The sequence below is a fragment of the Kitasatospora sp. NPDC057518 genome (assembly GCF_042802075.1).
GTDB lineage: Bacteria > Actinomycetota > Actinomycetes > Streptomycetales > Streptomycetaceae > Kitasatospora.
Genome location: NZ_JBHVEU010000048.1, coordinates 23456 through 29662 on the forward strand (window position 1 = coordinate 23456; position 6207 = coordinate 29662).

A 6207-nucleotide genomic window follows, 5' to 3' on the forward strand; every position below is an offset into this window, starting at 1 on the left:
GCGCGTGACCGTAGAATACGCGCCGTCAATGGCCCGGAACTGCGCCCGCCGTCCGGGTGACGGCCATGCCCGCGCGAAGGGCGGTCGCCGATCGGCAACCGCCCTCAACTGTGCGCCGGACGCTCAGGATTCGCCGTCGACCCGCTTGCGGATGTGCAGCTGCCGGGCGGCCTCGGCGGTCGAGCCGGAGACGGACGGGTAGACGGTGAAGGCGCTGGCCACCTGTTCGACCGTCAGATTGGCGTCCACCGCGAGCGAGATCGGGTGGATCAGCTCGCTGGCCCGCGGGGCGACGACCACGCCGCCGACCACGATGCCGGTGCCCGGGCGGCAGAACAGCTTCACGAAGCCGTCCCGGATGCCCTGCATCTTCGCCCGCGGGTTGCCGCGCAGCGGGAGCTTGACCACGACGGCGTCCATCTTGCCGCACTCCACGTCGGCCGCCGTGTAGCCGACGGTGGCGATCTCCGGGTCGGTGAAGACGTTGGAGGCCACGGTCTTGAGGTTCAGCGGCTGCACCGCGTCGCCGAGCGCGTGGTACATCGCGATCCGGCCCTGCATGGCCGCCACCGAGGCGAGCATGAAGACGCCGGTGCAGTCGCCCGCCGCGTACACGCCGGGGGCGGTGGTGCGGGAGACCCGGTCAACCTGGATCTGGCCCCAGTCGTTGAGCTTGACCCCGGCCTCCTCCAGGCCCATCTCGGAGGTGTTGGGGACGGAACCGACCGCCATCAGGCAGTGGGTGCCCTCGATCACCTTGCCGTCGGCCAGCATGACCTCGACCCGGTCGCCGATCCGCTTGACGCTCTCGGCGCGCGAGCGGCCCATGACGTTCATGCCGCGGCGGCGGAAGACGTCCTCCAGCACCTCGGCGGCGTCCGGGTCCTCGCCCGGCAGCACCCGGTCGCGGCTGGACACCAGGGTCACCTTGGAGCCGAGCGCCTGGTACGCGCCGGCGAACTCGGCGCCGGTCACACCGGAGCCGACCACGATCAGCTCGCGGGGCAGCTCCTCCAGGTCGTACACCTGGGTCCAGGTGAGGATCCGCTCGCCGTCCGGCTGGGCGTCCGGCAGCTCGCGCGGGTGGGCGCCGGTGGCGATCAGCACCGCGTCGGCGTGCAGCGACTGCACGGTGCCGTCGGGCGCGTCCACCAGCACCTCGCGGGAGCCGTCCACGGCCTGCCCGCCGGTGCCGAGCCGGCCGCGGCCGCGCAGCACGGTGACGCCGGCCCGGGTGACGGACTGGGTGATGTCGTGGGACTGCGCGATCGCCAGGCGCTTCACACGGCGGTTGACCTTGCCCAGGTCCACGCCGATCACCCGGGCCGCCTGCTCGACGGGCGGGGTGTCGTCCGCGACCAGGATGCCCAGTTCCTCGTACGAGCTGTCGAAGGTGGTCATCACCTCCGCGGTCGCGATCAGGGTCTTCGACGGAACGCAGTCCGTGAGCACCGCCGATCCGCCCAGACCGTCGGTGTCGACGACGGTCACCTCCGCGCCGAGCTGTGCGGCGACCAGGGCCGCCTCGTAGCCGCCGGGTCCGCCACCGATGATCACGATCCGAGTCACGTTCCCCATTGTCCCGCACGCCCGCGGCGCCGCCACGCCGGGGTCGGGGCTCCCGTACGTTCGTCCAGTCGCCCCGGCCCGCCCGCCGCCCGGGCTACCCTGGCCCCCATGCCCCTTTACGCCGCGTATGCCACCAACCTCGATGCCCGGCAGATGACCCGCCGAGCCCCGCACTCCCCGCTGCGCGGCACGGGGTGGCTAGCCGGATGGCGGCTCACCTTCGGTGGCGAGCAGCTGGGTTGGGAGGGCTCGCTGGCCACCGTGGTCGAGGACGAGAAGGACCAGGTCTTCGTCTCGCTGTACGACGTCGCGCCGATGGACGAGGAGGGCCTGGACCGCTGGGAGGGCGTCCAGCTCGGCATCTACCGCAAGATCAAGCTGCGCGCGCAGACCCTGGACGGGGACATCCCGGTCTGGACGTACGTGCTCAACGACTACGAGGGCGGCCTGCCCGCGGCCCGCTACCTCGGCCTGGTCGCCGACGCCGCGGAGAGCGCCGGCGCACCGCACGACTACGTGATGGACCTGCGCCGCCGCCCCTGCTGATCCGCGTCCCAGCCGCGCACGGTCGCCGCGAGCACCCGCGCCACCGCCGCGCGCCGGGCGGGGTCGGCGCGCACCCCGTACGCCAGTTCGACGTGCAGCCACGGCACCCCGAGCCCGGCCGCGAACAGGCCGGCCACGTTGGTGGCGCCGGCCAGCCGCGCACCCGGCTCCCGCCAGGCCCGGCGGACCACGAGGCCGGCCCCGCCGAGCCCCGCGGCGGTCAGCTCGGCGGCCGGGCCCGGCCGCCCGGCGCCGCTGGAGACCACCGCGTCCCGCCCGGGCAGGCTGGCCGCGCCGAAGCCGTGCAGCTGGATGCCGGGCAGGCCGCGCAGGGTGAGCGCCTCGACCACGGCGGCGAAGACGGTGTCGCTGCGGTGCGCGACGTCCGAGGAGCCGTCCGCCCCGGCCCGGCGGTGCGCCCCGGCGAGCACCAGCACGCCGCCCGGCACGGCCCGGAACAGCTCCACCCCGAGCGCCTCGGTGCGGACGTCCGAGGCCGGGTGGGGCACCTGTACGGACCAGGCGGGGCGGACCGAGCGGTCCAGGTAGACCCGGCCCCAGCCGCGGCCGTCCCCGACGGCGGTCTCGGCGATCTCGGTGACCGGGCGGCCGGTCACGGCCTCGGTGAACCCGGTGATCCGGTACCCGGCCCGGGCCAGCGCCCGTTCGGCCTCCCCGGTCCGGCCGTCCAGCGCGCCGAGCACGCCGTCGGCCACCGCCCGGCGCTGGGCCGCGCCCGGCACGGTGTACCGGCCGCTCGGGAAGAAGTCCGCGGTGAACGCGTCCACCCGGGCCGCCAGGTCCACCGGCGCGGGCCCGGGCGGCGCCGCGGGCGGCGGGTACCGGCTGTCCGTGTTCCCCATGGCGGTCGACCCCGTCCTGGCGCCCCGCCGGAGCCGCGGACCGGACCGGCGACGAAGGATCGGCCCCCTCGGCCCCTCGGGCCCCGACCGTCACCGTAACGCCGCCGGCCCCGGACCGGCCCGCCGGGAAACGGGCCACGACGGCACGCGCACGAAGCGACCGCCCGGAGGGAAAGGCCCGGCGCGGCACCCGGGTTGTATGCGATCCGACGGCCCGCTCACCCGAAAAGCGTCACCGAGCTGTGTTTTCGGGTCAACCGGGTAACGATCCGGCATGCCGCGGCTGAATTTCTACGCGCGTAGCCGAAACCCGTCTATCCTCTGACCCGTGAACGCTTCTCCTCAGTCGGTCGTCTCCGCCGACCCCTACGCCGCCGCCCAGGCCGCCGCCGAGCGCCTGCGCGAGCTGACCGGTGCCGAGCGGCACGACGTCGCCCTGGTGATGGGCTCCGGCTGGGTGCCGGCCGCCGACGCCCTGGGCGAGACCGTGGCCGAGTTCCCGGTCACCGAGCTCCCGGGCTTCCCCGCCCCCGCCGTCGCCGGCCACGCCGGCACGATCCGTTCGGTGAAGATCGGCGACAAGCGCGCCCTGATCTTCCTCGGCCGCAACCACTACTACGAGGGCCACGGCGTGGCCACCGTCGTCCACGGCGTGCGCACCGCCGCCGCGGCCGGCTGCGGCATCATCGTGCTGACCAACGGCTGTGGCGGCCTGCGCCAGGGCTGGACCCCGGGTCAGCCGGTCCTGATCAGCGACCACATCAACCTGACGGCGGACTCCCCGATCGTCGGCGCGAACTTCGTCGACCTCACCGACCTGTACTCCAAGCGCCTGCGCGAGCTCTGCCGCGAGATCGACCCGTCCCTGGACGAGGCCGTCTACGTCCAGTTCCGCGGCCCGCACTACGAGACCCCGGCCGAGGTCAACATGGCCCGGGTCATCGGCGGCGAGCTGGTCGGCATGTCCACCACCCTGGAGGCCATCGCCGCCCGCGAGGCCGGCAGCGAGGTGCTCGGCATCTCCCTGGTCACCAACCTGGCCGCCGGCATGACCGGCGAGCCGCTCAACCACGCCGAGGTGCTGGAGGCCGGCAAGGCCTCCGCCGAGCGCATGGGCGAGCTGCTGGCGAAGGTCCTTGAGCGGATCTGACGCCCGGCGGGCGCAGAATCATGACTGACGGGGCCCACGGGCGGCGTGATCCGCTGATCACGCCCTCCCGTGGGCCCCGTCCGCATGTGCGACCCCCTTCCTTGCGGAACCCTCCGGTCCCAGCGGAACCCTCCCGACCCACAGCGGAACCTCCGGCCGACACACCGACGCACGTCCCCATGGAGCTGGCATGACGCAGGCACCCACCACCGACCTCCTCGCCCGGGCCCGGACCTGGCTGGCCGAGGACCCCGACCCGCAGACCCGCGAGGAGCTCGCCGCCCTGCTGGCCCGGGCCGAGGCCCCGGAGGTCGAGACCGACGGCAAGCTCGCCTGGGCGGAGCTCGCCGAGCGCTTCTCCGACCGGCTCCAGTTCGGCACCGCCGGCCTGCGCGGCGAACTCGGTGCCGGTCCGATGCGGATGAACCGCGCCGTGGTGATCCGGGCCGCCGCCGGCCTGGTCGCGTACGTCAAGCAGCAGGGCCTGGGCGACCTGGTCGTCATCGGCTACGACGCCCGCCACAAGTCGTACGACTTCGCCCGCGACACCGCGGCCGTGGTGGTCGGCGCCGGCCTGCGCGCCGCGCTGCTGCCGCGCCCGCTGCCGACCCCGGTGCTCGCCTTCGCCGTCCGCCACCTGGGCGCGGCCGCCGGCGTCACCGTCACCGCCAGCCACAACCCGCCGCAGGACAACGGCTACAAGGTCTACCTGGGCGACGGCTCGCAGATCGTCCCGCCGGCCGACGCCGGGATCGCCGCCAGGATCGACGCGATCGGCTCGCTGGACGACGTCCCGCGCGCCGCGTCGGGCTGGGAGGTGCTCGGCGAGGAGGTCGTCGAGGCCTACCTGGACCGGGCCGTCTCCATCGTCGACGAGCACGGCCCGCGCGACCTGGAGGTGGTCTACACCCCGATGCACGGCGTCGGCCGCGACACCCTGGTCGCCGCGTTCCGCCGGGCCGGCTTCCCCGCGCCCACCGTGGTCGCCGAGCAGGCCGAGCCCGACCCGGACTTCCCGACCGTGGCCTTCCCCAACCCGGAGGAGCCGGGGGCGATGGACCTCGCCTTCCGCACCGCCGCCACCGTCGGCCCGGACATCGTGATCGCCAACGACCCGGACGCCGACCGCTGCGCGGTGGCCGTCCCCGTCAACGGCAACGCGGCCGGCGCCGGCAACGGCACCTCCGGCTGGCGGATGCTGCGCGGCGACGAGGTCGGCGCGCTGCTCGGCTCGGCCCTGGTCGCGAAGAAGGCCGAGGGCACCTTCGCCACCACCATCGTCTCCGCCACCCTGCTCGGCCGGATCGCCGAGGCCGCGGGCCTGGGCTACGCCGAGACGCTGACCGGCTTCAAGTGGATCTCCCGCGCCCAGGGCCTGCGCTACGGCTACGAGGAGGCGCTCGGCTACTGCGTCGACCCGCAGGGCGTCCGGGACAAGGACGGCATCACCGCCGCCCTGCTGGTCGCCGAGCTGGCCGCCACCCTCAAGAAGTCCGGCCGCACCCTGTCCGACCTGCTGGACGACCTGGCGCTGGAGCACGGCCTGCACGCCACCGACCAGCTCTCCGTCCGGGTCCAGGACCTCTCGCTGATCGCCGACGCCATGCGCCGCCTGCGCGAGCAGCCGCCGACCGTGCTGGCCGGCCTCCGGGTGACCCGCGCCGACGACCTGTCGGCCGGCTCCGCCGAGCTGCCGCCCACCGACGGCCTGCGCTACTACCTGGCCGGCGAGGGCGTCCGCTCCGCCCGCATCGTGGTCCGTCCCTCCGGCACCGAGCCCAAGCTCAAGTGCTACCTGGAGGTCGTCCTCCCGGTCGCCTCGGCCGCCGACCTGGCCCCGGTCCGCGAGCGCGCCGCCGCCCTGCTCGCCACCGTCAAGCGGGACCTCGCCGACGCGGCGGGCATCACCGTCTGATCCCCGCGCGCTCCTGCTTCTCTCGTGTAATAGCGAATCATATCGTAAATCGCTGCTTCACGAAGCTGCAAGTTCCCTTTCTTTAATCCGTGCTCCTTTAGCTGCTTCGGCAGAAGGTGATCTTTCACAATTTCAGCTTTTTCAACTTCCGTATACCCTGCAAT

5 protein-coding genes and 1 pseudogene are annotated in these 6207 nt (G+C 73.9%); 3 read left to right on the forward strand and 3 right to left on the reverse strand.

All coding sequences use genetic code 11. From position 1 onward, the window contains the following. Positions 1-123: 123 nt before the first annotated feature. Positions 124-1578, reverse strand: coding sequence for an NAD(P)H-quinone dehydrogenase (locus tag ACFU7Z_RS07780; RefSeq protein WP_049660024.1), 1455 nt, complete (start codon positions 1576-1578; stop codon positions 124-126). Between the two features lie 99 nt (positions 1579-1677). On the opposite strand from ACFU7Z_RS07780, the gene ACFU7Z_RS07785 reads away from it, so the two are divergent. Continuing rightward, positions 1678-2115 (forward strand): gamma-glutamylcyclotransferase, encoded by a 438-nt coding sequence (locus tag ACFU7Z_RS07785; protein ID WP_049660023.1) that lies wholly within the window; start codon positions 1678-1680, stop codon positions 2113-2115. Here the strand turns inward: ACFU7Z_RS07785 and ACFU7Z_RS07790 are convergent. Continuing rightward, positions 2082-2978, reverse strand: a complete 897-nt coding sequence (locus ACFU7Z_RS07790; RefSeq protein WP_380776897.1) for a hypothetical protein — start codon at positions 2976-2978, stop codon at positions 2082-2084. The two genes, ACFU7Z_RS07785 and ACFU7Z_RS07790, sit on opposite strands and share 34 nt — an antisense overlap. A 328-nt stretch (positions 2979-3306) precedes the next feature. On the opposite strand from ACFU7Z_RS07790, the gene ACFU7Z_RS07795 reads away from it, so the two are divergent. Further along, entirely contained in the window at positions 3307-4128 is an 822-nt protein-coding gene (locus ACFU7Z_RS07795) for a purine-nucleoside phosphorylase (RefSeq protein WP_049654087.1), read from the forward strand. A 190-nt stretch (positions 4129-4318) separates the two neighbouring features. Further along, a complete protein-coding gene (locus ACFU7Z_RS07800; protein ID WP_380776899.1) occupies positions 4319-6043 on the forward strand; it encodes a phospho-sugar mutase in 1725 nt (574 codons plus the stop codon). Positions 6044-6060: 17 nt separating this feature from the next. Here the strand turns inward: ACFU7Z_RS07800 and ACFU7Z_RS07805 are convergent. Beyond that, positions 6061-6171: pseudogene (locus ACFU7Z_RS07805) on the reverse strand (hypothetical protein); the annotation flags it as partial. Positions 6172-6207 lie beyond the last annotated feature (36 nt).

Bases quoted from the DNA above. Each gene is read 5' to 3' on its own strand.
- ACFU7Z_RS07800 (WP_380776899.1), top strand. From the start codon at position 4,319: ATGACGCAGGCACCCACCACCGACCTCCTCGCCCGGGCCCGGACCTGG.
- ACFU7Z_RS07780 (WP_049660024.1), bottom strand. From the start codon at position 1,578: ATGGGGAACGTGACTCGGATCGTGATCATCGGTGGCGGACCCGGCGGC.
- ACFU7Z_RS07785 (WP_049660023.1), top strand. From the start codon at position 1,678: ATGCCCCTTTACGCCGCGTATGCCACCAACCTCGATGCCCGGCAGATG.
- ACFU7Z_RS07790 (WP_380776897.1), bottom strand. From the start codon at position 2,978: ATGGGGAACACGGACAGCCGGTACCCGCCGCCCGCGGCGCCGCCCGGG.